Here is a 1,194-nt window from a genome sequence, read left to right as displayed (position 1 = left end):
CGTCCGCGCGGGCAGTCTGGATCTGGCGATCACCACCCGCCAGCCCAAGAGCCCCGGCGGGGAAGTGTTGTGCCAGGAGCCCACGGTGTGGGCCGGTGCGCCCGGGCATGACACCCAACGCCGTACGCCGCTACCGCTGGCGGTTTCCAAGGATGGAGCCTGCATCTTTCGGGAGCGCGCCCTGGCGGCGCTCGACGCCATGGGTATCCCCTGGCGAATCGCCTACACCAGTGCCAGCCTGTCCGGTCTCACGGCCGCGATGCGCGCGGGGCTGGCCATCACGGTGCTCACGCCTTCCATGCTGGGTGCCGGTCTGCGCGTCATTGGCAGCGACGAGGGCCTGCCCGAGTTGCCCATGATAGAGATCGCCCTGCACCACAGTCCCGGCCGCCCCAACGAGGCGACACGCCAACTCGCTCTGAGCCTGCAGACCCACATTCAGGCCCGGTCAACAGTTAGCTTTAACAAAGCGACATCCGCATGAAGTGGCTCTCTCGCACCCGTCGCATCCTTGGCTACACTGCTGGCATTCTTGTTGCCCATCGCATACCGCCTGAAGGAGTCAGCATGGGGCGTTATCCAGCCTATTTAGCGTCTATTGGGGTGCTTGCGCCGTGCGTGCGAGCAGTATTGGCGCTACTCGTGTGCCTGCTCGTCCTGGCCGGTTGTTCGTCGAGTCAACGCATCGAAACGCACGATCCCGGCCCGACCACGGCAGAGGGTCTCTCCATCGAGCGAGCGTTGATCATTTCCAACGCCAAGCAGGCGCTGGGCACACCTTATAAATGGGGCGGTAATTCGTTGGAGAGTGGAGTGGATTGTTCCGGGCTGGTGCAAGTGGCGTATCGCTCGGCGGGTATCGACGTCCCGCGCACATCCAATCAGCAGTACCAGACCCTCGGTCATCGCGAGCAGGCACGCCCAGGGGATCTGCTGTTCTTCGGCGCCGGGGATCGCGCCACCCACGTGGGGATTTATCTGGGTGACCGGCGAATGATCCATGCGCCCGGTAGCGGTCGTGAGGTGACGGTGTCCACGCTGGATATCCGCTACTGGCGCAAGCACTACTTGGGTGCGGCCGGCCCGGCGCCGTGAGCGGCAACAGGGCGTTACGGTGCGTTCCCCCCTTGCGTTGGCCGCCACACGTCACCATGTATTCGAAAGAGAGGGCGCGGGAAGCGCCTCGTCTGGGCA

Annotated in this window: 2 protein-coding genes; both read left to right on the top strand. The window is 64.6% G+C overall.

Annotation, left to right across the window (positions count from 1 at the left end; translation table 11 throughout):
• The coding region (locus tag OP496_RS17845; protein ID WP_280565273.1) for a LysR substrate-binding domain-containing protein at window positions 1-484 on the top strand (484 nt) is incomplete at its 5' end.
• 83 nt (window positions 485-567) lie between these two features.
• A complete protein-coding gene (locus OP496_RS17840; protein ID WP_280565272.1) occupies window positions 568-1,095 on the top strand; it encodes a C40 family peptidase in 528 nt (175 codons plus the stop codon).
• Window positions 1,096-1,194 lie beyond the last annotated feature (99 nt).

It is taken from the genome of Chromohalobacter sp. 48-RD10 (genome assembly GCF_029889785.1).
Classification (GTDB): domain Bacteria; phylum Pseudomonadota; class Gammaproteobacteria; order Pseudomonadales; family Halomonadaceae; genus Chromohalobacter.
This window is presented reverse-complemented; position numbering and strand designations above follow the sequence as displayed.

What these genes read in the sequence shown, in the direction of transcription:
- OP496_RS17840 (WP_280565272.1), top strand. Translation starts at nt 568, where the DNA reads ATGGGGCGTTATCCAGCCTATTTAGCGTCTATTGGGGTGCTTGCGCCG.